General features: G+C 72.0%; 27 protein-coding genes and 1 riboswitch. Of the genes, 9 read left to right on the top strand and 18 right to left on the bottom strand.

All coding sequences use genetic code 11. The features are described 5' to 3' along the window. Positions 1-293 precede the first annotated feature (293 nt). The gene (locus BLW76_RS24475; RefSeq protein WP_244170289.1) at positions 294-1,442 is read left to right on the top strand and encodes a hypothetical protein; all 1,149 of its coding nucleotides are present in this window, start codon (positions 294-296) and stop codon (positions 1,440-1,442) included. A gap of 4 nt (positions 1,443-1,446) precedes the next feature. Here BLW76_RS24475 and BLW76_RS24470 read toward each other — a convergent pair whose 3' ends face one another. Beyond that, the gene (locus tag BLW76_RS24470; protein ID WP_091311338.1) at positions 1,447-2,226 is read right to left on the bottom strand and encodes an aldo/keto reductase; all 780 of its coding nucleotides are present in this window, start codon (positions 2,224-2,226) and stop codon (positions 1,447-1,449) included. 40 nt (positions 2,227-2,266) lie between these two features. Next, positions 2,267-3,070, bottom strand: a complete 804-nt coding sequence (locus BLW76_RS24465) for a helix-turn-helix domain-containing protein (protein ID WP_167384720.1) — start codon at positions 3,068-3,070, stop codon at positions 2,267-2,269. Between the two features lie 160 nt (positions 3,071-3,230). Between BLW76_RS24465 and BLW76_RS24460 the strand changes: the two genes are divergently transcribed. Beyond that, positions 3,231-3,590 carry a nuclear transport factor 2 family protein gene (locus BLW76_RS24460; RefSeq protein ID WP_091311335.1) on the top strand — a complete coding sequence of 120 codons (360 nt, stop codon included), beginning with the start codon at positions 3,231-3,233 and terminating at the stop codon, positions 3,588-3,590. A 37-nt stretch (positions 3,591-3,627) separates the two neighbouring features. Here the strand turns inward: BLW76_RS24460 and BLW76_RS24455 are convergent, their stop codons facing one another. After that, on the bottom strand, positions 3,628-4,782 hold the full coding sequence (locus BLW76_RS24455) for an NAD-dependent epimerase/dehydratase family protein (RefSeq protein ID WP_091311334.1): 1,155 nt from the start codon (positions 4,780-4,782) through the stop codon (positions 3,628-3,630). Between the two features lie 139 nt (positions 4,783-4,921). On the opposite strand from BLW76_RS24455, the gene BLW76_RS24450 reads away from it, so the two are divergent. Further along, the gene (locus BLW76_RS24450; RefSeq protein WP_091311332.1) at positions 4,922-5,419 is read left to right on the top strand and encodes a GtrA family protein; all 498 of its coding nucleotides are present in this window, start codon (positions 4,922-4,924) and stop codon (positions 5,417-5,419) included. Here BLW76_RS24450 and BLW76_RS24445 read toward each other — a convergent pair. Together BLW76_RS24445 and BLW76_RS24440 are read right to left on the bottom strand one after the other, a co-directional pair. Continuing rightward, complete coding sequence (locus BLW76_RS24445; RefSeq protein WP_091311331.1) at positions 5,349-7,523, bottom strand: glycosyltransferase family 2 protein; 2,175 nt, start codon at positions 7,521-7,523, stop codon at positions 5,349-5,351. The two genes, BLW76_RS24450 and BLW76_RS24445, sit on opposite strands and share 71 nt — an antisense overlap. Next, on the bottom strand, positions 7,520-8,449 hold the full coding sequence (locus BLW76_RS24440; protein ID WP_167384719.1) for an NAD-dependent epimerase/dehydratase family protein: 930 nt from the start codon (positions 8,447-8,449) through the stop codon (positions 7,520-7,522). The genes BLW76_RS24445 and BLW76_RS24440 overlap by 4 nt, the downstream gene beginning before the upstream one ends. 234 nt (positions 8,450-8,683) lie before the next feature. On the opposite strand from BLW76_RS24440, the gene BLW76_RS24435 reads away from it, so the two are divergent. After that, a complete protein-coding gene (locus tag BLW76_RS24435) occupies positions 8,684-9,094 on the top strand; it encodes a helix-turn-helix domain-containing protein (protein WP_167384718.1) in 411 nt (136 codons plus the stop codon). Here the strand turns inward: BLW76_RS24435 and gcvP are convergent. Both gcvP and BLW76_RS24425 read right to left on the bottom strand, forming a co-directional pair. Continuing rightward, positions 9,075-11,963: an aminomethyl-transferring glycine dehydrogenase gene (gcvP, locus tag BLW76_RS24430; RefSeq protein WP_091311326.1), complete on the bottom strand. Its 2,889-nt coding sequence runs from the start codon at positions 11,961-11,963 to the stop codon at positions 9,075-9,077. The two genes, BLW76_RS24435 and gcvP, sit on opposite strands and share 20 nt — an antisense overlap. Positions 11,964-12,135: 172 nt before the next feature. Then, positions 12,136-12,234: riboswitch (glycine riboswitch) on the bottom strand. Positions 12,235-12,276: 42 nt separating this feature from the next. After that, positions 12,277-12,855, bottom strand: a complete 579-nt coding sequence (locus BLW76_RS24425) for a MerR family transcriptional regulator (protein WP_033260631.1) — start codon at positions 12,853-12,855, stop codon at positions 12,277-12,279. Positions 12,856-13,134: 279 nt separating this feature from the next. On the opposite strand from BLW76_RS24425, the gene BLW76_RS24420 reads away from it, so the two are divergent. Then, positions 13,135-13,767 (top strand): TetR/AcrR family transcriptional regulator, encoded by a 633-nt coding sequence (locus BLW76_RS24420; RefSeq protein WP_091311324.1) that lies wholly within the window; start codon positions 13,135-13,137, stop codon positions 13,765-13,767. On the opposite strand, the gene trxA is transcribed toward BLW76_RS24420, so the two are convergent. From trxA to BLW76_RS24380, 8 genes are all read right to left on the bottom strand, one after another. Further along, on the bottom strand, positions 13,748-14,083 hold the full coding sequence (gene trxA / locus BLW76_RS24415) for a thioredoxin (protein ID WP_091311322.1): 336 nt from the start codon (positions 14,081-14,083) through the stop codon (positions 13,748-13,750). The genes BLW76_RS24420 and trxA overlap by 20 nt on opposite strands. An 11-nt stretch (positions 14,084-14,094) precedes the next feature. Beyond that, the gene (locus BLW76_RS24410; RefSeq protein WP_091311320.1) at positions 14,095-14,490 is read right to left on the bottom strand and encodes a MerR family transcriptional regulator; all 396 of its coding nucleotides are present in this window, start codon (positions 14,488-14,490) and stop codon (positions 14,095-14,097) included. Between the two features lie 42 nt (positions 14,491-14,532). Continuing rightward, the gene (locus BLW76_RS24405) at positions 14,533-15,006 is read right to left on the bottom strand and encodes a bifunctional nuclease family protein (RefSeq protein WP_004559569.1); all 474 of its coding nucleotides are present in this window, start codon (positions 15,004-15,006) and stop codon (positions 14,533-14,535) included. A gap of 217 nt (positions 15,007-15,223) precedes the next feature. Next, a complete protein-coding gene (gene ftsR / locus BLW76_RS24400; protein ID WP_167384717.1) occupies positions 15,224-15,985 on the bottom strand; it encodes a transcriptional regulator FtsR in 762 nt (253 codons plus the stop codon). Continuing rightward, positions 15,982-16,446: a glycogen accumulation regulator GarA gene (gene garA / locus BLW76_RS24395; protein ID WP_004559567.1), complete on the bottom strand. Its 465-nt coding sequence runs from the start codon at positions 16,444-16,446 to the stop codon at positions 15,982-15,984. Before garA ends, ftsR begins: the two co-directional genes overlap by 4 nt. A gap of 114 nt (positions 16,447-16,560) precedes the next feature. Beyond that, the gene (gene gcvH / locus BLW76_RS24390; protein WP_013226819.1) at positions 16,561-16,947 is read right to left on the bottom strand and encodes a glycine cleavage system protein GcvH; all 387 of its coding nucleotides are present in this window, start codon (positions 16,945-16,947) and stop codon (positions 16,561-16,563) included. Between the two features lie 93 nt (positions 16,948-17,040). Beyond that, positions 17,041-17,655: a cardiolipin synthase ClsA gene (clsA, locus tag BLW76_RS24385; RefSeq protein ID WP_091311318.1), complete on the bottom strand. Its 615-nt coding sequence runs from the start codon at positions 17,653-17,655 to the stop codon at positions 17,041-17,043. Between the two features lie 272 nt (positions 17,656-17,927). Further along, the gene (locus BLW76_RS24380) at positions 17,928-18,134 is read right to left on the bottom strand and encodes a hypothetical protein (protein ID WP_091311315.1); all 207 of its coding nucleotides are present in this window, start codon (positions 18,132-18,134) and stop codon (positions 17,928-17,930) included. 273 nt (positions 18,135-18,407) lie between these two features. Here BLW76_RS24380 and BLW76_RS24375 point away from each other — a divergent pair, with 273 nt between their 5' ends. Together BLW76_RS24375 and BLW76_RS24370 are read left to right on the top strand one after the other, a co-directional pair. Beyond that, entirely contained in the window at positions 18,408-18,911 is a 504-nt protein-coding gene (locus BLW76_RS24375; protein ID WP_091311314.1) for a hypothetical protein, read from the top strand. A gap of 19 nt (positions 18,912-18,930) precedes the next feature. Continuing rightward, on the top strand, positions 18,931-19,326 hold the full coding sequence (locus BLW76_RS24370; protein WP_091311311.1) for a hypothetical protein: 396 nt from the start codon (positions 18,931-18,933) through the stop codon (positions 19,324-19,326). A gap of 109 nt (positions 19,327-19,435) precedes the next feature. Here BLW76_RS24370 and BLW76_RS24365 read toward each other — a convergent pair whose 3' ends face one another. Beyond that, on the bottom strand, positions 19,436-21,130 hold the full coding sequence (locus tag BLW76_RS24365; protein ID WP_091311310.1) for an AMP-binding protein: 1,695 nt from the start codon (positions 21,128-21,130) through the stop codon (positions 19,436-19,438). Between the two features lie 8 nt (positions 21,131-21,138). Continuing rightward, complete coding sequence (locus BLW76_RS24360) at positions 21,139-21,981, bottom strand: crotonase/enoyl-CoA hydratase family protein (protein ID WP_091311307.1); 843 nt, start codon at positions 21,979-21,981, stop codon at positions 21,139-21,141. 135 nt (positions 21,982-22,116) lie between these two features. Here BLW76_RS24360 and BLW76_RS24355 point away from each other — a divergent pair, with 135 nt between their 5' ends. Further along, the gene (locus BLW76_RS24355) at positions 22,117-22,992 is read left to right on the top strand and encodes an alpha/beta fold hydrolase (RefSeq protein WP_091311304.1); all 876 of its coding nucleotides are present in this window, start codon (positions 22,117-22,119) and stop codon (positions 22,990-22,992) included. 1 nt (position 22,993) lies between these two features. Continuing rightward, positions 22,994-23,506 carry an AAA family ATPase gene (locus BLW76_RS24350; RefSeq protein WP_091311301.1) on the top strand — a complete coding sequence of 171 codons (513 nt, stop codon included), beginning with the start codon at positions 22,994-22,996 and terminating at the stop codon, positions 23,504-23,506. Here the strand turns inward: BLW76_RS24350 and cobA are convergent. Then, positions 23,503-24,723: a uroporphyrinogen-III C-methyltransferase gene (cobA, locus tag BLW76_RS24345; protein WP_091311298.1), complete on the bottom strand. Its 1,221-nt coding sequence runs from the start codon at positions 24,721-24,723 to the stop codon at positions 23,503-23,505. The two genes, BLW76_RS24350 and cobA, sit on opposite strands and share 4 nt — an antisense overlap. Positions 24,724-24,725: the final 2 nt, after the last annotated feature.

Here is a 24,725-nt window from a genome sequence, read left to right as displayed (position 1 = left end):
CGGGGTCGTATCCGGTCGCTCGGCGGGGCGAGACTTCGGGTTCGTACCCGGTCGCGGGCGGCTCCGCGGGCCAGGCGTCCGGGGCCTATCCGGTCGTGGAACGGTCTGGCGGCCAGGCGTCCGGGGCCTACCCGGTCGCAGAGGGACCCGCAGGCACCCGCCGGGGTGAGGCTTCGGGGGCGTACCCGGCCGCTCGCCGAGGCGAAGCTTCCGGCGCGTACCCGGTCGCGGGCCGGGGCGAAGCCACCGTGACCCGCGCCCCGCGCCGCGGGGAAGCTCCTGTCGCACCCCCGGTGGCGAGCACCGAGGCCACGACGATCCTTACCCCGCACCGCGGCGAGGCCTCCGGCGCCTACCCGGCCGCCCCCGCCGACACCTCCACCCGCTCGCGCCGCAAGGGCGCCGGCGCTCCGCCTGCCGACCGCATCGAGGCCCCTGCCTCCGGCAGACCCACCCGCGCCGCCCGCCGAGCCGACGCCACCGGTGACCACCCCGCCGCCGACCCCGGCGCCCCGCGCTCGCGCCGCAAGGCCGGCGAAGCCACCGGTGCCCACCCCGTCGCCGATCCCACGGCCCCGCGCTCGCGCCGGAAGGCCGGCAAGGCCCCCGCCGAATCCGCCGCCGAGCGGACCGAGGTCATCACCCGGCCGGACGAAGAGCCCGAGACGTCGCGGACTCTCGACCGTGCTGACGACACCCGCGGCACCGGGCGCCGGGCGCGCACTGCCGGACGCGGCGATTCCACCGGGCCCGATCGTGCGGGGCGGGAGGACAGCACCGGGCCGGCCCGCAGCGAAGGCACCGGTTCGCACCGGGTCGTCGGCCAGAGCGACGCCACCGGCTCGCACCGGATCGTCGGCAAGAAGGCGCCGCGCCGGCGGATCGCGACCTGGCCGATCGCCTGCCTCGTGCTCGCCGTCCTCATCGGGCTCGGGGTCGTCGGGTGGAACTGGGCCGACAACGAGCTCAACAGCCGCGCCGAGGCGCAGGCCGCCAGCTGTGACGGTGGTACCGCGCACATGCGGATCCTCGTCACCCCGAGTGTGCAGAAGCCGGTCGCCGCCGCGGCCGAGCGGTGGAACCAGGCCGCCACCGTCGTCCACGGGCAGTGCGTGCACGTCATGATCGAGGCCAAGCCCTCCGCGCAGGTGCTCGACGCGCTGGTCGGCCGGGCCAAGCTGGACTCCATCGGCGGGCTGCCCGCCGCGTGGCTGCCGGAATCGTCGTACTGGGTCAGCGAGCTCACCACCAAGAAGCCCGAGATGATCGGCTCGCCCGCCCAGTCGGTGGCGAATGCGCGCTCGGCGGACTACCCGTTCATCGGGCTCGCCGGCCCGGGCATCGACGACACCGCGCTGCGCGCCGCCCAGACGTTCCGCGAGTACCTGGAACAGCCCGCTCAGCAGGCCGACTTCACCGCGGCCGGCATCAAGTCCACCTGATCGGCTAAACGCGCGTGCCGTTGTCGAGCTCGGCCACCACGGCGAGGTCGTCGTCGGCCAGCTCGAAGTCGAAGATCCCGAAGTGCTCCCGGATCCGGGTCGTGGTCGCCGCCGCGGCCACCGCGACCGTGCCGGTCTGCAGGTGCCACCGCAGCACGATCTGGGCCGGGGTCTTGCCGTACTTGGCGGCAAGGGCGGTGACCGTCTCGTCGGACAGCAGCGCGGCGTTCGCGGCCGGGCTCGCGGCGGCCGTGACGATGCCGCGCTCGCCGTGGAACTCCCGCAGCGGCAGCTGCTGCAGCCACGGGTGCAGCTCCACCTGGTTGACCGCGGGCACCGAGCCGGTCGCGTCGATGAGCCGGCGCAGCTCCGGGACGCCGAAGCCGGCGACGCCGACCGCGCGGGCCCGGCCGTCGGCGCGCAACCGGCTCAGTGCGCGCCAGGTGTCGGTGAACGCGCCCCGCGTGCCGTCCAGCAGGCACAGGTCGACGCGGTCGAGCCGGAGCGCCGCCAGCGCCTGGTCGGCCGCGCGGCGGGCGGTGTCGTAGCCCTGGGCGGGCACGTGCACGCTGACGAAGAGGTCTTCGCGGGGCACGTCGGCGGCGGCGAGGACCGCGCCGACCGCCGTCTCGGTGCCCGGCGGGGCGTCGATGCCGCGGTAACCGGTGTCGAGGGCGATGCGGACGGCCCGGCCGGTTTCGGACGGCGACAGGCCGGCGACGCCGAACAGCAGCTGGGGGATGCGGACTCCGACGGACAGGGCGAGCGAAGGCGGGACGGCCATCAACCGGTGATCCTCACTTCGGATGCTGCGCGGACCCCCATCATCCCACCCGGGCGGCCCACTCGCGCAGGTGCGCCGCCGTCGCGCTGTCGGCCGGGAAGAACGACTCGATCACCAGTTCCGCGACGGTGACGTCCAGCGGGGTGCCGAAGGTGGCCACCGTGCTGAAGAACGTGAGGTCGGTGCCGTCGTGGCGGAACTTCAGCGGCACGAAGATGTCACCCGGCCCGGGGACCTCCACCTCGGGCACCGGCTGGTCGCAGGGGTACCCGCGCAGCTCGTCGAGGAGCTCGGCCAGCCCGGGGTCGGCGGTCTGGGCGACCTGGCGTCGCAGCCTGCCGAGCAGGTGGGCCCGCCACTCCCCCAGGTTGCGGATGTGCGGGGCCATGCCGTCGGGGTGCAGGGTGGCGCGCAGGACGTTGGTGGTCAGCTCGGGCGGGATCCCGGCGACGAAGAGACCGACGGCGGCGTTGGCGTCGACGAGGTCCCAGTTCCGGTCGACGACGGCGGCCGGGTACGGCTCGTGGCCGGTGAGCAGCTGCCGCACGGCCCGCCGGACGGCGTCCATCTCGGGTTCGGCGAGCGCGGTCTCGGTGTAGGCGGGCGCGAACCCGGCGGCGAGCAGCAGCCGGTTGCGTTCCCGCAGCGGGACGTCGAGGTGTTCGCCGAGCCGCAGCACCATCTCCCGGCTCGGCCTGGACCGCCCGGTTTCCACGAAGCTGAGGTGGCGGGTGGAGATGTCCGCCGAGATCGCGAGGTCGAGCTGGCTGATCCGGCGGCGGTCGCGCCATTCGCGGAGGAGCTCGCCGACGGGCCGCTGCCGCGCCTGCACCGTAGTCGTCACGGGAGCGACGCTACGGCGATCACGGGGTGGCTGCCATTACTTCCGGGGTAATGGCCGGGCATTACCTCCCGCGTAATCGACGCGCCGCCGGTCGTCCGCCACAGTCGTTCTCAGCACCGGATGACGGCGAACCCGTTGTCCCCCAACGAAAGGAACTCCCATGACCGACGTCCGCGCCCTCGTCGAGCAGTACATCGCCGTCTGGAACGAGAGCGACGCCGGCAAGCGCCGGGCCCTCGTCGCCGACGTCTTCACCGCCGACGCCGGCTACACCGATCCGCTCGGCGCCGTCCGCGGGCACGACGGGATCGACCAGTTCGTCGCCGGCGCCCAACAGCAGTTCGGCGGGCTCACCTTCAGCCTGCCCGCCGACCCGGACGCCCACCACCACCTCGCCCGCTTCCAGTGGTACCTCGGCACGCCGGGTGCCGAGCCGGTCGCCATCGGGTTCGACGTCGTCGAGCTGGAAGACGGGAAGATCGCCGAGGTGCACGGCTTTCTCGACAAGCTGCCCGGCTGAACACGTGGGGGCTCCCGGCCGGGAGCCCCCATCGCGGCTAGTCCTTCAGCGCACCCCGCCAGCGGACCGTCGGGCGCAGCTTCTCCGGGTTCACCCGGTGCTTGTTCGCGCCCACGATGTCGAACATCGACTCGATCAGCGTGTCCGACAGCAGGTGCGGCTTCAGCCCCAGCCCGACCAGCCCGGTGTGCTGCACGTTGTAGTAGTGCTCCGGCGCTTCCGTGCGCGGGTTCTCCAGCTGCTCGATCTGCACCGGGCCGGGGAACCGGTCGGCGACGAGCTCGGCGATGGCCGCCACCGACATGCTCTCCGTCATCTGGTTGAACACCCGGAACTCCCCCGCCGAAGCCGGGTTCTCCACGGCCAGGCGGATGCACTCCACGGTGTCGCGGATGTCGATCAGGCCGCGGGTCTGCGTGCCCTTGCCGTAGACCGTCAGCGGCTGGCCCAGCACCGCCTGGATGACGAACCGGTTGAGCACCGTGCCGAACACGGCGTCGTAGTCGAAGCGGGTCGCCAGGCGCGGGTCGAGCGCCGTCTGCGGCGTCTGCTGGCCGTACACCACGCCCTGGTTGAGGTCCGTCGCGCGCAGCCCCCACGCGCGGCAGGTGAATTCGATGTTGTGGGAATCGTGGACCTTGGTCAGGTGGTAGAAGGAACAGGGCCGTTTCGGGAACAGCACGCGATCGCGGCGGCCGTTGTGTTCGAGCTCCAGCCAGCCTTCTTCGATGTCGATGTTCGGCGTGCCGTATTCGCCCATCGTGCCCAGTTTGACCAGGTGGATCGCCGGATTGATCTCCGCGATCGCGTACAGCAGGTTGAGGTTCCCGATCACGTTGTTGTGCTGCGTGTACACCGCGTGCTCGCGGTCGATCATGGAATAGGGCGCCGATCGTTGCTCGGCGTAGTGGACGACGGCGTCCGGCGCGAAGTCACGCACCGCTGCGAACAGGAACTCCGCGTCGAGGAGGTCGCCTTCGTAGCGGGTGATCGTTTTGCCGGAGACCTCGCGCCAGGCGGCGACGCGGTCGGTCAGGGATTCGATCGGGACCAGGCTCTCGACACCGAGCTCGGCGTCGTACCCGCGCCGCGCGAAATTGTCGAGAACGGCCACCTCGTGACCTTTGTCCGATAAGTGCAGCGCGGTCGGCCAGCCCAGATATCCGTCACCGCCGAGAACCAGCACACGCATTGTGCCGCCTTTCCTGCTCGTTTACGCCACACGAACGCTATAGATCACGTGCTGATGAAGACCTGGCAATGACCTGTGAATCTCCTATGCGTGCGGGGGTCGGACGGCGGCGCGGCCGGCCCACGGGGAGGATGGGGGCATGACGACCGTAACCAACGGCGTGCGGCCCCGCACGGCGGAGCGGACGCGCCGCCGTGGCTGGGCCCGGCTCGCGCGCGCCGCGACGACGTCGGTCGCGGCCACGGTCCTCAGCCAGGTCGTGCTGCTCGCCGTCCTCGCCACCGGCGGCGCCGCGGCGTGGGCGAGCACGCTGGCCTGGGCGGCAGGCGCGGTGCTGAACTTCCTGGTCACACGGCGCTGGGTGTGGGGCCGCACCGGGCGGCCGCGGGTCCGGCGCGAACTGCTGCCCTACCTCGCGGTGATCGGGCTCGGCGGGCTCGCCTCGATCGGCCTGACCACTCTCGCGGGCTCGCTGCTGACGCCCCTGGAGCTGCCGCACTTCTGGTGGGTCGTGCTCGTCGACGGCGCGTACGTCGCCAGCTACGCGCTGGTGTTCGTCGTCAAGTTCACGCTGCTCGACCGGTTCGTGTTCGGCCGCGGCGCAGCACGTACCCCCGCCACCACGTCCCGGTCATGACCCGGGCGTAGTTCGCGCCGTAGACCAGGCTGCCGCCCTTCTTGCTCTTGCCCGCCTTGCGCAGCCGCATGCTCATCGGCAGCTCGACGACCCGGGCGCCACGGGCGGTGACGCCGAGCAGCAGCTCCGACGACTGGTACTGCGGCTCCCGCAGCGGGACCGCGCAGGCCAGCTCCGCCCGCATCGCGCGGAAGCCGAACGACGTGTCCGTGATCCGCCGCGCGGTCAGCACCGACGCCAGCGCCGCGAACACCCGCACGCCGAGCCACCGGACACGGCTGTCGGCCTCCTCGTGCCCGAGCCGGCGGGACCCGGTGACGAAGTCCGCGGTGCCGTCGACGACCGGGCGCACGAGGGCTTCCAGCTCCCTGTTGTCGTACTGGCCGTCGGCGTCGGTCGTGACGACGTACTCGGCGCCGGCTTCGGCGGCGAGGTGGTAGCCCAGGCGCAGCGCGGCGCCCTGGCCTCGGTTGCGGGGCGCGACGCACATGTACGCGCCGTGCGCCCGCGCGATCGCGGCCGTGTCGTCGGTGCCGCCGTCGACGACGACGAGGACGTCCACCGGCATGCCGAGGCACTCGTCCGGCATCTTCTCCAGGACCTCACCGATGCCGCCGGCTTCGTTGTAGGCGGCGATGACGACGGTCAGCGGTGCGAGCTTCAGCTCCGGGTGGCGGCCGCGGAAGTCGTCGACGGCGTCCGAGTCGACGTCGTCGGGGAAGGCGGCGAGCCGCTTCCGGCTGGCCGAGGTCAGCGTGGTGAAGCCGAGCGCGCCGGCGACCGGAAGCAGCACGAGCGCCGGGATCTGGTAGCGCCACGAGAACTGGAACACCGCCGAGGCGAACAGCAGCAACAGCCCGCTCGACGCCGCGAGCAGCGCCCCGGCCTGCGCCGGGTCCAGGGGTTTCCTGCGCCGGAACACGGTCAGCAGGCCCAGCAGCGCGCCGATGCCGAGGACCGCGCCCGGGACGTACCCGCCGCCGAGCTGGTAGTCGCGCAGGATCTTCGCCAGTGGCTGGTCGACGCTCGCGACGACGCCGTCGTTCTGCAGCGTGACCAGGTCGATCAGGGACTGGTCGGCCCACTGCGGGTAGGTCAGCTGGAACTGCCACCGGTCCAGGGGGACGTCGGTCGGGTCCTGCTCGCGGGTCCAGGCGAAGCTCTTGGCGAAGTCGTCCAGGATCGCTTCGGCGACGTCGCCTGGCTGTTCCTTCAGGACGTCGATCGCGAAGTCGTGGGCCAGGGCGGCCTTGTCCGCGCCCGGGGGCAGCGGTCCGGGCCAGTTGGGGTCGAGGTCGGCGTGGGTGTAGTTGTCCACCAGCCGCGTCTCGCGCGGCTCGGCCGGGCAGAACACCATCAGCGTCGGGTCGAGGTGGAGGTTCGCGCAGTCGGCGACGGCGGCGGTCCGGCCGTAGAGCATGTTCCCGGACGGCCCGGTCAGCCCCCACTTCCCGGTCTCCGCATGCACTCGCGCCGCGTAGGGAACCAGTACCGCGAGCAGGCCCAGGAGACCGACACCGGCCCGGCGCCAGCCCGCCCACTGCCGCCACGCTCCCCCGGCGACGACCAGGAACACCAGCAGCGGCAAGGCCAGGGAGATGCCGATCAGCCGCGTGAGCACGCCGAAGCCGAGCAACAGGCCCGCCGCGCCGGCCCGCTTCCAGCCCGGCGTGCCCCAGCCGAGCAGCAGCCAGAGGAGCCCGAGAAGCACGGCCTCGAACGTCACCTCCGACATGATGTTCTGCTCGATCTGCAGCTGGTAGGCGTCGAGCAGGACCGGGGCCGCCGCGAGCGCCCCGACCCACGGCCGGCCACCCAGGCGCAGGACGAGCGCGTAGACGCCGATCGCGATGAGGATGCCGCCGACGTGCTGGACGGCCGCGACCCAGGCGAGCCCGCCGACGGCCAGCAGCGGCCGCAGGACGAGGTCGTAGCCGATCGGGTCGAGCTGGTCGGCGCGCAGGGCGTGCAGGTTGTCGATGTAGCGGAAGGAGTCGATGAACAGCAGGGCCGGGCGGTAGGCCAGCCAGGTCAGCACCCGGAGCGTGATCGCCGGGACGAGCAACAGGAGCAGCAGCCAGTGGCGCCGGAGAAAGGCTTTCACCGGGCAGCGAGGCCGGAGAAGTACTTCCACGCCGTGGCCAGGCCGTCGGTGAGCGAGACCTCCGGCCGGTAGCCGATGGTCTCCGCGCTCGCCGAGACGTCGACGACGACCGCGGGCATCTCGCCGGCCGGGGCCTCGACGTGCTCGACCGGCAGCTCGGCGCCGGTCACCTCGCGCACGGCCTCGACCATCTCCAGCACGGACACCGAGCGCCCGGCGCCGACGATCGCGCGGCCGGAGTAGCCGTTGTCGAGGGTCAGCAGGACCGCCCGCACGACGTCGTCGACGTGGACGAGGTCGCGGCGCTGGCGGCCGTCGCCGTAGATCTTGACGCGGTCGCCGGTCAGCGCGGCCCGCATCATCCGCGGCACGAAACTGTCCTTGTGGGACATTCCCGGGCCGTAGACGTTGGTGAACCGCAACGCACACGTCGTCATGCCGTACGCCCCGGCGTAGCCCGACAGCAGCATTTCGCACGCCGCCTTGGTGGCGCCGTACGGCGTCAGCGGGCGCAGCGGGAGGTCCGGGGTGATGGTCGCGCCGCCGACGTTGCCGATCACCGCGTTGGTCGAGGCGAGCAGGAACGTCGGCACCTCGTGGCGGCGCGCGAGTTCGAGCAGTTCCTGGGTGACGAGGACGTTGTCGGCGAAGGTGTCCTCGGGCAGCTCGACCGACTTCAGCACCGACGTCAGCCCGGCGAGGTGCACGATGCTCGCGGTCTCGCGGGTCACGGCCTGCTCGCGGACGGTGGCCTCGCGGAGGTCACCGGTGACCACGCGCACGCCGTCTTCGGGAAACGGGACCCGGTCGACGACGGTGACCGGGACGCCCCGGTCGCGGAGGGCGCGCACGACGGCCCGGCCGATGAAGCCGCTGCCGCCGGTCACGACCACGGACGTCCGATCAGGACCGTGCCCACTCACCATGGGCGTCAACCTACCTCCCGTTCCTGTGCGTCCGCAGTGCGCGTACGCAGAACTGCGTATGGCCGCCCGCCCCGCCGGCTTGGTGTCCTTGACCGGTCACACAGCAATGGGGAGGGAACCCACAGATGAAGCGACTCTTCACCGTTCCGGCGCTGCTGCTCGCGTCGCTCGCCGGCCACGACCGACGTCGGGGTCATCCCGGCGAACCGGTCGTGCCCGGTCGGGACCGAGGCCTTGCCGCTGTACACCCGACTTCTACCGGCCGAGGGACGTCGTCGCCAGCTGCTGTGCGTCGTCCAGGTCGACGACCGCCACGGGCGCGTGCTGACGCTCAACCGCGCCCGGCCCGGCTTTTCCGCCCGGGACCGCGAGCTGGACCTGCTCGCCCCGCACGTGGGCCAGGCGTTCGCCCGCGAGGAGCACCCGCCGGTCCGGCCGCTCACCGGGGTGCCCGTGGACGTGCTGACCGCGCGGGAACGCCGGGTGGCCGAGGCGGTGGCGCGGGCGGCGACCGACCGGGAGGTCGCCCGGGACCTGGGGATCAGCCCACGGACGGTGCAGAAGCACCTCCGACAGATCTACCGCAAGCTCGACCTCACGAGCCGCGCCGAGCTGCTGGTCCGCCTCAGCCGCGGGACTCCGTGAACGCCTCCGGGGGCGGGCACGAGCAGACCAGGTTCCGGTCGCCCGCCGCGCCGTCGATGCGCCGGACCGGCGGCCAGATCTTCGCCGCCGTGACCCCCGCCGGGAACACCGCGGTTTCGCGGCTGTACGGCCGGTCCCACTCGCCCGCGACGCACCGCGCGGTGTGCGGTGCCTGCCGCAGCGGCGAGTCCTCGAGGGGCCACTCCCCCGCCGCGACGCGGTCGATCTCGCCGCGGATCGCGATCATCGCCGCGCAGAAGCGGTCGAGTTCGGCCAGGTCTTCGCTCTCCGTCGGCTCCACCATCAGCGTGCCCGCGACCGGGAACGACATCGTGGGCGCGTGCAGCCCGTAGTCCGCCAGCCGCTTCGCGACGTCGTCGACCGTGACGCCGGTGGCCTTCGTCAGCGGCCGCAGGTCGAGGATGCATTCGTGCGCCACCAGGCCTTCATGGCCGGCGTAGAGCACCGGGTAGTGGCCGCCGAGGCGGCGGGCGATGTAGTTCGCGTTGGCCACCGCGACGAGCGTCGCCCGGCGGAGGCCGTCGGCGCCCATCATCCGGACGTAGGCCCAGGAGATCGGCAGGATCGACGCGCTGCCCCACGGCGCCGCGCTGACCGGGCCGACGCCGGTGGCGGGGCCGGCCGCCGGCTGCAGCGGGTGGTTCGGCAGGAACGGCGCCAGGTGCGCACGGACCCCGATCGGGCCGACGCCCGGCCCGCCGCCGCCGTGCGGGATGCAGAACGTCTTGTGCAGGTTGAGGTGCGAGACGTCGGCGCCGAAGCGGCCGTACTGGGCGACGCCGATCAGCGCGTTGAGGTTGGCGCCGTCGACGTACACCTGCCCGCCCGCGTCGTGCACCGCCGCGCAGACCTCGCCGACGGTGTCCTCGTAGACGCCGTGCGTCGACGGGTACGTCAGCATGATCGCGGCCAGGTCATCTCCATGGGAGTCCACTGTGGACCGCAGGTGGGCGAGGTCGATGTTGCCCTGCTCGTCGCAGCGGACGACGACCACCCGCATGCCCGCCATCACCGCGCTGGCCGCGTTGGTGCCGTGGGCGCTCGCCGGGATCAGGCAGACGTCCCGGGCGTGCTCGCCGCGGGCGCGGTGGTAGGCGCGGATGGCGAGCAGGCCCGCGAACTCGCCCTGGCTGCCGGCGTTGGGCTGCAGGGAAACGGCGTCGTAGCCGGTGATCCGCGCGAGCCAGGCGCTCAGGTCGGCGATGACATCCAGCAGGCCGGCGGCGTCCTCGGCCGGCGCGAACGGGTGCAGGCCGGCGAACTCCGGCCAGGTCACCGGCTCCATCTCGGCGGTGGCGTTGAGCTTCATGGTGCACGAGCCGAGCGGGATCATGCTGCGGTCCAGCGCGACGTCGGAGTCCGCCAGCGCACGCAGGTAACGCAGCATCGCGGTTTCCGAGCGGTGCGCGTGGAAGACGGGGTGGGTGAGGTACTCGCTCGTGCGCCGCAACGGGGCCGGGAGCGCGTCGGCGGTGTCCGCGTCCAGGCCGTCCACATCGGACACCGAGACGCCGAACGCCTTCCACACGCAGGAAAGCCGCTCGCGGGTGGTGGTTTCGTCGCAGGCGACGCCGACGTGGTCGCCGTCGATCCGCCGCAGGGAGATGCCGAGGTCGCGGGCCGCGGCGACGACCGCGTCCGCCCGGCCCGGCACGGCCGCGACGACGGTGTCGAAGAACTCGCCGTGCACGACCTCGACGCCGCCTTCGCAGAGTCCGGCCGCCAGCACCGTCGCCATCCGGTGGACCCGCAGCGCGATCGAGCGCAGGCCGTCGGGCCCGTGGTACACGGCGTACATCGACGCCATCACGGCCAGCAGGACCTGCGCGGTGCAGATGTTCGACGTCGCCTTCTCGCGGCGGATGTGCTGCTCGCGCGTCTGCAGGGCGAGCCGGTACGCGGGTGCGCCGTCGGCGTCCTTCGCGACACCCACCAGCCGGCCGGGCAGCTGCCGCTCCAGGCCTTTTCGCACGGCGAGGTAGGCGGCGTGCGGGCCGCCGAAGCCGAGCGGGACGCCGAACCGCTGCGTCGAGCCGACGGCGACGTCGGCGCCGAGCTCGCCGGGCGGGCGCAGCAGGGTGAGGGCGAGCGGGTCGGCGGCGACGATCACCGCCGCGCCGTGCTTCTTGGCCTCGGCGATGGTCAGATCCGGTTCCCGGACCGCGCCGGACGCGCCCGGGTAGGACAGGAGCACGCCGAAGAAGTCGCCGCCGAGGCCGAGCCCGGTCAGTCCCTGGGAGAGGTCTTCGACGACGAGTTCGATGCCGAGCGGCTCGGCCCGGGTCCGCAGCACGGCGAGGGTCTGCGGCAGGGTGTCCCGGTCGACGACGAACCGGGACGACTTCGCCCGCCCGGCCCGGCGCACCAGCGTCATCGCCTCGGCGGCCGCGGTGGCCTCGTCGAGCAGGGAGGCGTTGGCGACGGGGAGCCCGGTCAGGTCGGCGACCATGGTCTGGAAGTTGAGCAGCGCTTCGAGCCGCCCTTGGGAAATTTCCGGCTGGTAGGGCGTGTAGGCGGTGTACCAGGCCGGGTTTTCGAGGACGTTCCGCCGGATGACGGGCGGGGTGACGGTGTCGTGGTAGCCGAGCCCGATCATGGCGGCGGCCGGCCGGTTCCGGGCGGCGAGTTCCCGCAGTTCGGCGAGGGCCTGCGCTTCCGACGCGGCCGGCGGCAGTTCGAGCGGCTGCGCGGACTCCCGCAGGGAGCCGGGGACGGCCCGTTCGGCGAGTTCGTCGAGGGAGGCGACGCCGATGACGTCGAGGATGTGCCGGAGTTCGTCCGGTCCGGGCCCGATGTGCCGGTCGGCGAAGGGAATGCCCTGTTCGAGGGAGGCGAGTGACGGATCCACGATGGCCTCCTGGGGACAGCGGGGCTGGACCGGGACAGCGGTGTCCTGGCCCTCCCCACTCTGTCCGTACCTCCTGGGAGGCGCCTGAGAGTTTCGCCCGCAGGTTGAGCCGGGCTTGCACCGTCGGCGGGGCCATCAGGCTGTGTCCTGACGACCCGCTTTCCAGAGGCGTCTCGTCCGCGCGGTCCAGGGTGCCTGAGAGGTTCCGGGGAGGACTTGCTCCTTCGGCGCCGAGCTCAAGGTGTGGCTCGGACTCTCCCGCGCGGATTCGTCGACCGCACGCAGTACCTTACCCGCTCACGCGGAGCGATGATCAACCGGTCTTGCGGGCGTTGCGGCGCTGGGTGAGTTCGTCCGGTTCGTGCGTCTCGACGATGCCGCCGTCGGCGCGTTCGGCCGGGAACTCGTGGATGGTGCCGCTGATTTCCTGCATCGCGCCGCTGACGGCGATGCCGAAGACGCCTTGGCCGCCTTGGAGCAGGTCGACGATCTCCTCGGGCGAGGTGCATTCGTAGACCGTGGTGCCGTCGGAGAACAGCGTGACCCGGGCCAGGTCGCGGACGCCGCGGACGCGCAGGTGGTCGACGGCGACGCGGATGTTCTGGAGCGAGACCCCGGTGTCCAGCAGGCGCTTGACGACCTTGAGGACCAGGATGTCCTTGAACGAGTACAGCCGCTGCGAGCCGGAGCCGTGCGCGGTGCGGATGCTGGGCGCGACCAGCTTGGTCCGGGCCCAGTAGTCGAGCTGGCGGTAGGTGATGCCGGCGATCTGGCACGCCGCCGGACCCCGGTAGCCCACCAGCTCGTCGGGCAGCGAGTTGTCGGGGAACAGTTCGCCCTGCTCACCAGTCGCGACCTCGACAGGCTGCTTCTCGGAACCAGCCTCGACCACGCAAGCCTCCCCTCGCCCGACCAGGCGGCCGGCGAATGACAGCCGGAGGAGTCCCAGGAGCGGGACCCGCCGGAGATCAACCGCCACGGTCCGGCCCCAGACCGTGAATCACACCGTGGCGATTTTCCTCCTTCGACGGTAAGCGCCCGGACAGTGCCGGTCAACGCGACGCGCGGCAAGCCCAGGCGGTCGGCTGACCCTTTGAGCCGTTCGCCGTACCCCCTACGGCGTGATCCCAAACGCCTTGACTCTTTTTACTCAGCTGAGTAACTTTTACTCATGCAAGTAAATCCCGACATCATGGCGGAGATGGGCCTCAGCGCCACCGAGGCCGCCCGCCGGGCGCAGATCATCGGCGCGACCATCGGCGTCCTGGCCGACCTCGGCTACCGCCGCACCACCTTCGCCAAGATCAAGGAGCGCGCCGGCCTCAGCAGCACCCGGCTGATCTCCTACCACTTCACGAACAAGGCCGGCCTGCTGCAGGCGGTGCTCAGCACGGTCGTCGAGACGAAGAACGGGTTCCTCGCCGAGCGCACCGACGGCGGCCTCGACCCGGCCGACCGGCCCGGCTACCTGCGGGCGCACATCGAGACGTCCGTGGCGTTCCTGCGGGCCTACCCCGAGTGCGTCCGGGCGCTGACGGAGCTGGCCGCCAACGCCGACGACGCCGACGGCTGGGTGATGACGAAGGTGCTGGTCGACGACATGCGCGTGCACGGGCTGGCCCGCCAGCTGAAGCAGGGCCAGGCCGAGGGCGCGTTCGGCGAGTTCACGCCGGAGGTGATGGCGATGTCCATCGCGCAGGCCATCGACGGGGTGGCCGCCGCCTACGCGGCCGACCCCGGGCTGGACCTGGAGCAGTACGGCCGCGAGCTGGCGGACACGTTCGTCAAAGCGACGGCGCCGTGAGCACCCGGTCGAGCCGCTCTTCGATGCGGGCCTTCGGGAACGCGCCGACGATCGTCTCGACCGGCTCGCCGCCGCGGAAGAGGATCATCGTCGGCAGCGACATGACCTGGTAGGCCCGGGTGGTCTCCGGGTTCTCGTCGGCGTTGATCTTCCGGACGGCAAGCTCGCCGTCCCGCTCGGCGGCCAGGTGCGCGAGCACCGGGCCGACCATCCGGCACGGGCCGCACCAGGTGGCCCAGAACTCGACGAGCACGGGAACGTCGCTGCCGAGCACTTCGGCGAAGGTCGCATCGGTGACAACCGCAACTTCGGACAAGGCAGGCTCCTTCAGGGGCGCGGGGAATCGGGCACAACACACGGATCGGGCGCCTGCCGGTCGAGGGCGGCGGCGAGTTTCGCGGCCAGTTCGCCACGGATGCCGCCGAGCCGCGCGAGAAGCGCGTCGGCTTCTTCGAGCTTGCGCCGGTAGACCTCGATGGAGTTCGCGCAGGAGTCGCCGGTCTCGTGGCCGCTGCGCAGGCATTCGACGAACGGGCGGGTCTCTTCGAGCGTCAGGCCGACCGTCTGGAGGGTCTGGATCTCCCTGACCAGGTGGAGGTCGTCCTCGTCGTACTCGCGATAGCCGTTGGCCGACCGGCGGGCCTGCAGCAGGCCCTGGTCCTCGTAAAAACGCAGCGCACGGGTGGTGACACCCGTGCGCTGCGCCAGTTCTCCGATCCGCATGCCCTCGACGCTAGACGTTGACGTCCGCGTCAAGGCAAGTTCTCAGGTGTCCGCTCCGCGGAAGTCTTCCGGGGAGACCGAGTCGAGGAACTCGCGGAACTTCTCGACCTCGTCCTCCTGCTCGTCCGGGATGATCAGGCCCGCCTCCTCCAGCACCGAGTCCACGGCGTGGATGGGGACCCCGATCCGCAGGGCCAGCGCGACCGAGTCGCTCGGCCGGGCGGACACCCGGATGTCGCCGTCGAACACGAGCTCCGCGAAGAACGTGCCTTCCTTCAGGTCGGTGATGACGACCTGCTCGAGCTCCCGGCCGAGCGCTCCGATGACCTCTTTCAGCAGGTCATGCGTGAGCGGGCGAGCGGGGCGGACCCCCTGTTGCTCCAAGGCGATGGCGGTGGCTTCGACCGAGCCGATCCAGATCGGCAGGTACCGTTCACCTTCGGTCTCCCGCAGCAACAAGATCGGCTGATTCGCGGGCAGCTCGACCCGCACACCGACGACGCGCATTTCGCTCATCGGGCTTCGCCTCCCTCCCGTGCACACGGGCTGCAGCGCTGAACCGGCTTCACGCCCTCACTCCTCGACGCTACCCGTCATCCGCGCGCTGTGCTCGCTGTCCGGACTCTCTCGGTTCGCCTGCCGCAAACCCGTGCCTTCACGGTACGGCATGCGGTGCCGAACATTCAGTCATTGACATGGGACCGCAAAGAGGATCTCACTGCCCCGTTATCGATCAACACCCGGCGACGCCGCGGATTCCCGCCTTCACGAGGAGCGTGTGCAGGGTCACGGACAGTGCCGCGAGCTCCCGCACCACCTCGTCGGCGCGCGCCTTCGCCTCCGGGTCACGGTGCCGGTACACCGGCGTCACGATCTGCTCCAGCAACCCGACCTCGCGGTCGGCCGCGGCGCGGAAGGCACGCAGGTGTCTCGGTTCGATCCCGAATTCGGTCATCGCCTTCACCGTCCGCGCGACCAGCACCGCGTCCGGGTCGAAGAACCCGGCGGGACCGGGCCGGACCAGGCCGTACTGCTGCAGCTCGGCCAGCGCGGGCTCGTCGATGCCGGCCTGCGCCAGGAGTTCCTCCCGGGTCAGGCGCAGCTCCCTGCCCCCGGTGGAGTTGCCGGCGGCGAAGTCGTCCGCCACGGGCAGGCCGACGTTCTCCGCCGTCACGTCGATGGGCACCAGCCGGCGCGGCGGGCGGGGCAGGGCCGCGGTGGGCCCGGCCCCCGAGTCCGCCGCGTCCAGCTGCTCCTTGATGACCTTCAACGGGAGGTAGTGATCCCGCTGGGCGGCCAGGACGAACCTCAGTCGCTCCACGTCCGCCGCGGCGAACTGCCGGTACCCCGACGGCGTGCGGCCCGGGGTGACCAGGCCTTCCGCTTCGAGGAACCGGATCTTGGAGATGGTGACATCGGGGAAGTCCCCGCGCAGCTGCGCGAGGACCGCCCCGATGCTCAGTCCGTGGTTCTGTGGCCGCCCGGCCGCCGTCACTGCGCCCCCTGGCCCCCGTGCCCCGGGCCGGTCAGGAAGACCAGGCGGAACTTCCCGATCTGCACCTCGTCGCCGCCGGCGAGCACGGCCTGGTCGACCGGCTCGCGGTTGACGTAGGTGCCGTTGAGGCTGCCGACGTCGATGACGACGAACTCGCCGCCCTCACGCCGGAACTCGGCGTGCCGGCGGGAGACCGTGACGTCGTCGAGGAAGATGTCGCTGTCCGGGTGCCGGCCGGCGCTGGTGGTGTCGCGGTCGAGCAGGAACCGCGAACCCGCGTTCGGCCCGCGCTTCACGACCAGCAGCGCCGAACCCGGGGGCAGGGCGTCGACACCCTGGACCGGGGCTTCCGGGGCGGGCTCGCGACCTTCGGCTTCGGCCAGGAAGTCGGCCCGGAAGACAGAGGTCCGCTCCGGAGACTGCTCCGGGGGAACACCGCCGGGCCCGTCGTTCGTGCTCACCTGAGCTCTCCTCCACACATGCAGTGTTGCCAGTACTCAAGAACGTGTAGCTGCCAACGTACCGTGCCTGATCGATTCTCCGAGCCCCGGCTCCCCGAACCGGCGGAGCGGGCTTCAGCCCTTGGTCAGCGCGTCGTACGCCTCGGCTTCGAGCAGGGCTTCCAGGCCCGCCGGGTCGTCGAGCCGGATCTCGATCAGCCAGCCCTCGCCGTACGGGTCGCTGTTGATCAGCTCCGGCGAGTCGGCGACGGCGTCGTTGACCGCGACGACCTCGCCGTCGACCGGCGCGAACAGTTCGGAGACGCTCTTGGTCGACTCGACCTCGCCGAAGACGTCGCCCGCGCTCACCTGCCTGCCGACGTCGGGCAGGTCGACGAAGACGACGTCGCCGAGCTGGTCCTGCGCGTACTCGGTGATGCCGACGCGCACGAGGGTGTCCTCGCCGCGGGTGGCGACCCACTCGTGTTCCTCGGTGTAGCGAAGCTCTTCAGGAGCGGACACCGCCGGTCCCCTTTCATGCCCTCACTGGCGAAACGTGTTGGGCGAAGTCTTACACCCACACGGCGCAGCCGCCCGCCACGACCCGGCGAAAGCTCACTGAGTGGTATCGCCGCGCAGCGCGTTGCGGGCCTGGACGACGTAGAGGACACCGGACCAGACGTAGAGGACGGCGCCCCAGATGGTGAAGGCGTACCCGATCGGCCGCGCGACCGCGGCGACGTCGGAGCCACCCTGCGCGAGCAGCAGCAACGGGAAGGCGTACATCAGGACGAAGGTGGCCCCCTTCCCGAGGTAGGTGACCTCGGGCGGCGCGAACCCCCGGCGGCGCAGGGTGACGACGCAGACGCCGAGCACGGCTTCCCGCAGGACCAGCGGGACGACGACCCACCACGGGATGATGTCGCGGACGAGGAAGGCGATGAGGGTGGCGAGGATGTAGAGCCGGTCGGCGGCGGGGTCGAGCAGCTGCCCGAGCCGCGACATCTGGTTGAGCCAGCGGGCGAGCTTGCCGTCGAGCCAGTCGGTCAGCGCGCTGAAGACGAGCAGGGCGAGGGCCCAGCCGTCTTCTTCGGGGCCGAGCAGCAGCCAGAGGAAGACGGGCACCCCGGCCAGCCGCAGCAGGGAGAGGATGTTGGGGACGTTCAGGGCCTGCCGCAGCAGCGACGGTTCGGCAGCCTGAGCGGCGGGTTCGGGGGCGGCTGTGCTCACGGGGCCATTAAACAGCGGTCCGGGATGGCGTCGCCTGGTGCGGTGGCGGCGGGGCGTTCGGGCGGCTCGGGCATGCGGTCGCTCCTGGCGTGCTCACGGCCTTGGGCGGTGACATCGGCGGGTGACCGCGCTGCCGCCCGGGTGCCCATGAACCCAGTCCAGGTCCAGCTCAGCGGCCGGATCCACCCCGGAACCCGCGAGGCGCTCCCCCGCAGGCCGGCCGCGAAGGCCGGGCCACCCCCTCGGCGCGGCCCGGCACCCCGGCGTCACGCTCAGCTCGCGCGGCGGTGGCTCCACCCGCGGCGCTGCAGCTCCGCGCTGCTCAACGCCTCGGGGCGGCCTCGGTAGTCGGTGCCCATCCAGCGTGCGCGGCCGGCTCGGCCCTCGAGGACGTACGGGCGGCCGCAGCACCAGACCACGGTGCTGGGGACGGTCGGCGGGCTGGACGGGTCTTCGGTGCTCACTGCGTCGGCGTTCATCGCTCTCACGGATTCGGGACGGGTGTCGGGGACGGGAAGCTCGTCAGCCTCCACCAAGATCTTCGGCGCCCGAGGCCGGATTGTTAACGGTCACGGCCGGAATTAGACCGATCGATTCTTGATGACAGCGTGAGGTTTCGGAGCGTGAACGGAATGTTAATCGTCCATTGTGGACATTCTTTCGGCGGCCACCGGACCGGGCCGCCGGGGCGCTGTTGTAATCTCCGGCACACCCGTGGCCCCACGGGGACCGACCGGGGAGGAAGGATCGCGGTGCCCCACCCGACCACCACGAGGACGTGGCTCCTGGCCTGCCTCGCCCTGCCCCTGCTCGCGGCCTGCTCCGGCGACCCGGCCGCGCAGGCTCCCCCGGCCCCGCCGGCCACCACTGCCGCGCCGTCCGCTTCCACGTCGGCCGGCACTCCGCCGCCTCCGCCCGGCGACACCGGCAGCGCGCCCGCGCCCGCTCCGGCGAGCCGGCCGTCCGGTGCGCCGCCGTCGGTGCCCGGGGCGTGCGGGCCCGTCACCGCCGCCAGCGGGCTGACGCTCTACGTCTTCGACAGCGGCTCCGCCGGGGTCAGCTGCGTCGCGGCGACGAAGCTGGTCGGCGACTTCCACCGCAAGATCGCCGGGCGGCAGGGCGCCGGCTCGAACGACGCGGTGAACGAGACCGTCGACGGCTGGCTGTGCACCTCCGGGCCGCCCGCCGCCCAGGGCGGCACCACCTGCACCAAGGGCGAGCAGACGGTCTTCGCCGCCGTCGTGCCGTCCGAATGACTCCGATCCTGAAGGGCCCATGAAGACACTCGCGTACCCTCTGCTGCTCGTCGCCGCGGCCGCCGCGCTGGCCGGTTGCGGCAGCGACCCGGCGCCCGCCGCGCCCGCCACCGAGGCACCCGTGCCCGCCGCGGCCGCCGCCGCGGGGTCGACGGCGCCCGGCGTGCCCTGCGGCGACGTCACCGGCACGGGTGGCGCGAAGACGGCCGTCGTCGCGCACGGCAAGGTCGACTGCCCCGCGGCGACGAAGCTGCTCACGGACTACTTCGCGAAGCTGACCCCGGCCGAGGCGAACGACGCCGACGGCCCGGGCCCGATCGTCCTCGACGAGTGGACGTGCGGCAGCGGCCCGAACGACCCGGTGACGGCATGCTCGACCGAGGACGGCCGCCAGGTCGAAGGCACCCGCGGCTGAGCCGGGCCCCAGCGCCCCAATGTGGCGTTGGTTGCGTCTGACGCACCCAATGTGGCGTTCGGTGCGTCTGACGCACCGAACGCCACATTGGGGCGCATGAGCCGGGCGGTCAGGACTTGAGGTCCGGGAAGTCCTCCTCGCGGTACTCGGTCCCCGCGCCCCGCGCCGGGTCGCTCTCGCGGCCGCGCAGCTCGACGCGGCGGATCTTGCCCGAGATCGTCTTCGGCAGCTCCGCGAACTCCAGCCGCCGGATCCGCTTGTACGGCGCCAGGTGCTCGCGGCAGTACGCCAGGATCGACCGCGCGGTCTCCGCGTCCGGCGAGAAGCCCGCCGCCAGCACGACGTACGCCTTGGGCACCGCGAGCCGGATCGGGTCGGGCGCGGGGACCACCGCCGCCTCGGCCACCGCCTCGTGCTCGATGAGGACGCTCTCCAGCTCGAACGGCGAGATCCGGTAGTCCGACGCCTTGAAGACGTCGTCGGTGCGCCCGACGTAGGTGATGTAGCCGCGTTCGTCGATCGAACCGACGTCACCCGTGTGGTAGAAGCCGCCCGCGAAGGCCGCCGACGTGCGCTCGTCGTCGTCGGCGTAGCCGGTCATCAGGCCCACCGGCCGGTGCGCGAGGTCCAGGCAGATCTCGCCCTCCGAGGCGCGCTCGCCGCTGACCGGGTCGACCAGCGCCACCACGAAGCCGGGCAGCGGGCGGCCCATCGAGCCGGGCACGACGTCCTGGCCGGGCGTGTTCGCGATCTGGACGCTGCTTTCGGTCTGCCCGAAGCCGTCGCGGATGGTGACGCCCCAGGCCTTCTCGACCTGGTCGATCACCTCGGGGTTGAGCGGCTCGCCTGCCCCCACCACCTTGCGCGGCGGCGTCTTCAACGCCGTCAGGTCGGCCTGGATGAGCATCCGCCACACCGTCGGCGGCGCGCAGAAGCTCGTCACGCCGCAGCGGTCCATCTGGGCCATCAGCGCGCCCGCGTCGAACCGGCTGTAGTTGTAGAGGAACACCGTCGCCTCGGCGTTCCACGGGGCGAAGAAGTTGCTCCACGCGTGCTTCGCCCAGCCGGGCGAGGAGATGTTCAGGTGGACGTCCCCGGGCTCCAGCCCGATCCAGTACATCGTGGACAGGTGGCCCACCGGGTACGAGACGTGCGTGTGCTGCACCAGCTTCGGCTTCGCGGTCGTGCCGGAGGTGAAGTACAGCAGCAGCGGGTCGCCGGCCTTGGTCGGGCCGTCCGGGGCGAACTCCGGCGACTCGGCGAACGCGGCCGAGTAGGAGTGCCAGCCCTCGACCGGCTCCCCCACCGCGATCCGCGTGTAGCCGCCGGAGACGCCGTCGAACTTCGGCGCGTCCACCGAGCGGACGACGACGTGCTTCGCGGCGCCGCGCTCCACCCGGTCGGTCAGGTCGGCCGGGCCGAGCAGCGTCGACGCCGGGATGATCACCGCGCCGAGCTTGATCGCGGCGAGGATCGTCTCCCACAGCTCGCCCTGGTTGCCGAGCATGAGGATCAGCCGGTCGCCGCGGCGGACGCCGAGGGTGCGCAGCCAGTTCGCCACCTGGTTGGACCGGCCGGACATCTCCGGGTAGGTCCAGCGGTTCTCGCGGCCATCCTCCTCGACGATCCACAGCGCGTAGCGCTCGGCGTTGTCCGGGTCGTGCGCCACGACGTCGAACCAGTCGATCGCCCAGTTGAACTCGTCGAACTGCGGCCAGGCGAAGTCGCGGTACGCCGTGTCGTAGTCCTCGCGGTGGGTCTGCAGGTAGTCCCGCGCGACGCGGAACGCGTGGTGGACGCTCACGCTGCCTCCTATTCGCCCTTGAACTCCGGCGGGCGGCGCTCCATGAAGGCCTGGACCGCCTCGCCGAGGTCCTTGCTGGGCAGGAACGCCGAGTTCCAGGCGGCGACGTACCGGAGGCCGTCGGCGACCTGGCGCTCGGTGTTCGCCGCCAGTACCTGCTTCGTACCCTGCACCACCAGCGGCGGGTTCGCAGCGATCTCGCCGGCGAGTTCGCGCGCGGCCTTCAGCAGCGCGTCCTGGCTCTCGTAGACGTCGTTGACCAGGCCGATCTTCTCGGCGCGGGCGGCGTCGACGTCCTTGCCGGTGAGGGCGAGCTCCCGCAGGTGCCCCTCGCCGATGATCGAAGCGAGCCGCTGCAGGCTGCCGAGGTCGGCGACGATGGCCACGCGCACCTCGCGGACGCTGAACTTGGCGTCGGCGCTGGCCAGCCGGACGTCCGCGGCGGCGATGACGTCGACCCCGCCACCGATGCACCAGCCGGACACCGCCGCGACGACCGGTTTGCGGCATTCCGCGATCGAGCTGACCGCCGCCTGCAGCGACCGGACCTGGTCGAGGAACGCCGTCCGCGGGCCGGCCAGGCTGTCCCCGCCCAGCATCGGCGCCCAGTCGCCCATCATCGCGGGCAGGTCGAGGCCGTAGGAGAAGTGCCGGCCACTGCCGGTCAGCACGACGGCCCTGACCTGCGGGTTGGCGTCCAGCGCGCGGAAGACCAGCGGCAGCTCGCGCCAGAAGTCCGGCCCCATCGCGTTGCCCTTCGACGGGCCGAGGAGCGTCACTTCGGCCACATGGCCGTCGACGTCGACCTTCAGGGAGACGAGGTCGGGCAGACTGTCAGCAGTAGCGGTCATGGGGTCATCTTGACCCATGCCCGCGACGACCCGCCATTGGCGTCTCGCCAATTGCCCCCTATGTCACTGTGCCAACCTGGCCAGGGGATGCTTTCCTGAAAGAACCGAACGCCGACACGGGGAGGACGGTGGGACATGAGCCCGGCCAGCGCGACCGCAATCGAGTCCGAACCTCCGTCCGCACCGGTCCGGCGGGCCTCCCGCCCGATCGAGCTGACCGGCTCGTTCGACCACGAGGGACACCGGCTCTGGTACACCGAGTTCGGCAGCGGCGACCAGGTCGTCGTGCTCACCCACGGGATCATGCTCACCCGCCGGATGCACGCGCCGCTCGCGCGCCGGCTGGCCGGCGCCGGCTTCCGCGTGATCACCCTCGACCTGCTCGGCCACGGCGACTCCGACCGGCCGACCGAGTCGTGGCTGTACTCGATGCCGTCGTTCGCCGAGCAGACCCTGGCCCTGCTCGACCACCTCGACGTGGAGTCCGCCGTCATCGGCGGGACGTCGCTGGGGGCGAACGTCTCACTCGAAGTGGCGGTGCAGGCGCCGGCACGGGTGCGCGGGCTGATCGTCGAGATGCCGGTGCTGGACAACGCGATCGTCGCCGGGCTCGTGACTTTCGCCCCGCTGCTGATGGCGGCCCGGTTCCTGCCGTTCACGGTGCAGGCGGTGGCGCTGGCGGCGTCGGTGGTCCCGCACGGCAACCAGTGGGTCGACGTCGTCACGGACACGCTCTCCCAGCGCCCGGCCCCGATGGCCGCGCTGCTGCACGGGGTGCTGTTCGGCCGCATCGCGCCGCCGAAGTCGGTCCGCCGCAAGATCACCACCCGGGCGCTGGTGATCGGCCACCAGAACGACCCGATCCACCCCTTCGGCGACGCGGACACCCTGGCAATCGACATGCCGGACGCGGAGTTCGTCCAGGCCCGCAGCCCGGTCGAGCTGCGGCTGGACCCGACCCGGCTGTCGGACGCGATCCGCGATTTCGCCGCGAGCTGCTACGAGGATTGACGTGTCCCTGGTGTGGGTGACCGGCAACGCGGGGGCCGGCAAGTCGACGGTCTGCGCGCTGCTGAAGGAGCGCGGCGAGCTCGCCGTCGACGCGGACAACGAGGGCTACCACCACTGGGCCGACCGGGCGAGCGGTGAGGTCGTCACCGATCCGCCCGACCCGGTGCCGGCGGGCTGGCTCGACCGCTACGGCTGGCGGATCAGCCGGCCGAAGGTCGAGGCGCTGGCGGCTCGGGCGGCCGGCGGGATCGCGTTCTTCTGCGGCTGCCCCGAGAACCACGAGGACGTGCGGGATCTGTTCGACCTCGTGGTCTGCCTGGTGATCGACGAGGCCACGCTCCGCCACCGGCTCCTGACCCGCACGACGAACAGCTTCGGCAAGCACCCGGAAGAGCTGGCCGCGGCCCTCGCCGACAACGCCTACCACCACCCCGGCGCCACGATCGTCGACGCCACCCGCCCGTTGCCCGAAGTCGCCGACGCCATCCTCGCCGCCGCCGGCCGGGCCCGTTAGGACACCGGCGCCAGACCGGCCACCGGGCCGATCACGATCACCGCGGGCGGGCGGACGCCGGACGCGGCCGCGTCCGTGACCACGGTGTCCAAAGTGGACCGGAGGGTGCGCTGGGTGCGCATCGTGCCGTCCTCGATGATGGCGACCGGGGTGTCGGCCGGGCGGCCGCCGTCGAGGAGGGCCTTGGCGAACTGCGGGAGCCGCTCCACGCCCATCATCAGCACGATCGTGCCGCGCATGCGGGCCAGCAGCTCCCAGTCCACCAGGGACCGGTCGTCGCCCGGTGCCACGTGGCCGGAGACCACCACCACCTCGTGGGCGACGCCGCGGTGGGTGACCGGGACGTCCGCCACCGCCGGGACCGCGAACGCGCTGGTGATGCCCGGGACCATCGTCACCGGGACGCCCGCCTCGGCGCAGGCCAGCACCTCCTCGAAGCCGCGGCCGAACAGGTACGGGTCGCCGCCCTTGAGGCGGACGACGAACTTGCCCTCCTTGGCGCGCTCGATCAGCGTGCTGTTGATGACGTCCTGGCTGGCCGCGCGGCCGTACGGGATCTTCGCCGCGTCGACGATCTCCACCTCGGGCGCGAGCTCGTCGAGCAGCTCGCGGGGCGCCAGCCGGTCCACCACGACGACGTCCGCGCGCGAGAGCAGGCGACGGCCGCGGACGGTGATCAGCTCCGGGTCGCCTGGGCCGCCGCCGACCAGCGCCACCCCGGGCAGGCTGCCCTCGGGGTGCGGACGGCGGCCGTCCTCGATGGTGCCGTTGTGCAGGCCGTCGAGCATCGAATCGCGCACCGCCGCCGAGCGCAGCGGCTCACCGCCCGACAGCACGCCGAACAGCAGGCCGCCGTGCCGTCCCGACGCCGGGGTCACCGCGGAACCGGACTCGCCTTCGTCGGCGCGGACGCAGAACACCCGCTCCCGCTCGGCTTCGGCGCAGACGGCGGCGTTGACCGCGGGGTCGTTCGTGCAGGCCAGCGCGTACCAGGCGTCGCGGAGGTCGCCTTCCTGGTAACGGCGTTCGTGCCAGACCAGCTCGCCCGCGTCCACCATCCCCTGCACCGACGGCGTCGTGTGCGGTGACACCAGTTCGACGCGGGCCCCCGCGCCGATGAGCCGGGGCAGCCGTCGTTGGGCCACCGTGCCGCCGCCGATCATCACGACGCGGCGGCCGGTGAGCTGGAGGCCGGAGAGGTAGTGCGGGTCGTCCATGC

Origin of the sequence: Amycolatopsis tolypomycina (assembly GCF_900105945.1) — a bacterium.
GTDB classification, from domain to species: Bacteria; Actinomycetota; Actinomycetes; order Mycobacteriales; family Pseudonocardiaceae; genus Amycolatopsis; species Amycolatopsis tolypomycina.
Note: the sequence above shows the minus strand (reverse complement) of the source record. Positions and strands in the feature narration are given on the sequence as shown.

Coding starts and splice junctions, on each gene's coding strand:
- BLW76_RS24470 (WP_091311338.1), bottom strand. CDS start 2,226: ATGGCCGTCCCGCCTTCGCTCGCCCTGTCCGTCGGAGTCCGCATCCCC.
- BLW76_RS24460 (WP_091311335.1), top strand. CDS start 3,231: ATGACCGACGTCCGCGCCCTCGTCGAGCAGTACATCGCCGTCTGGAAC.
- BLW76_RS24455 (WP_091311334.1), bottom strand. CDS start 4,782: ATGCGTGTGCTGGTTCTCGGCGGTGACGGATATCTGGGCTGGCCGACC.
- BLW76_RS24450 (WP_091311332.1), top strand. CDS start 4,922: ATGACGACCGTAACCAACGGCGTGCGGCCCCGCACGGCGGAGCGGACG.
- BLW76_RS24440 (WP_167384719.1), bottom strand. CDS start 8,449: ATGGTGAGTGGGCACGGTCCTGATCGGACGTCCGTGGTCGTGACCGGC.
- BLW76_RS24420 (WP_091311324.1), top strand. CDS start 13,135: ATGCAAGTAAATCCCGACATCATGGCGGAGATGGGCCTCAGCGCCACC.
- BLW76_RS24410 (WP_091311320.1), bottom strand. CDS start 14,490: ATGCGGATCGGAGAACTGGCGCAGCGCACGGGTGTCACCACCCGTGCG.
- BLW76_RS24405 (WP_004559569.1), bottom strand. CDS start 15,006: ATGAGCGAAATGCGCGTCGTCGGTGTGCGGGTCGAGCTGCCCGCGAAT.
- BLW76_RS24380 (WP_091311315.1), bottom strand. CDS start 18,134: ATGAACGCCGACGCAGTGAGCACCGAAGACCCGTCCAGCCCGCCGACC.
- BLW76_RS24370 (WP_091311311.1), top strand. CDS start 18,931: ATGAAGACACTCGCGTACCCTCTGCTGCTCGTCGCCGCGGCCGCCGCG.
- BLW76_RS24360 (WP_091311307.1), bottom strand. CDS start 21,981: ATGACCGCTACTGCTGACAGTCTGCCCGACCTCGTCTCCCTGAAGGTC.
- BLW76_RS24355 (WP_091311304.1), top strand. CDS start 22,117: ATGAGCCCGGCCAGCGCGACCGCAATCGAGTCCGAACCTCCGTCCGCA.
- cobA (WP_091311298.1), bottom strand. CDS start 24,723: ATGGACGACCCGCACTACCTCTCCGGCCTCCAGCTCACCGGCCGCCGC.